The sequence below is a fragment of the Staphylococcus cohnii subsp. cohnii genome, assembly GCF_002902365.1.
Lineage (GTDB): Bacteria > Bacillota > Bacilli > Staphylococcales > Staphylococcaceae > Staphylococcus > Staphylococcus cohnii.
Genome location: NZ_PPQC01000061.1, coordinates 16,200 through 16,438, shown reverse-complemented (window position 1 = coordinate 16,438; position 239 = coordinate 16,200). Strand labels below are relative to the sequence as shown.

The window sequence follows — 239 nt, the reverse complement described above, 5'->3', positions numbered from 1 at the left end:
TGCCTGTCACGCAGGAGATCGCGGGTTCGATTCCCGTCGAGACCGCCATTATTGATTTACTATTAAGGTTCAGTAGCTCAGTTGGTAGAGCAATGGATTGAAGCTCCATGTGTCGGCAGTTCGACTCTGTCCTGAACCATTTTATTTTTGGCGGTTGTGGCGAAGTGGTTAACGCATCGGATTGTGGTTCCGACATTCGTGGGTTCGATTCCCATCAACCGCCCCATAATCGTTATCAA

Annotated in this window: 2 tRNA genes; both read left to right on the top strand. The window is 49.0% G+C overall.

The annotated features are described in order from the left end of the window. Nucleotides 1-66 precede the first annotated feature (66 nt). A tRNA-Phe gene (locus CD032_RS10640) sits at nt 67-139 on the top strand. 11 nt (nt 140-150) lie between these two features. Beyond that, nucleotides 151-226, top strand: a tRNA-His gene (locus CD032_RS10635). The last annotated feature ends 13 nt before the right edge of the window (nt 227-239 follow it).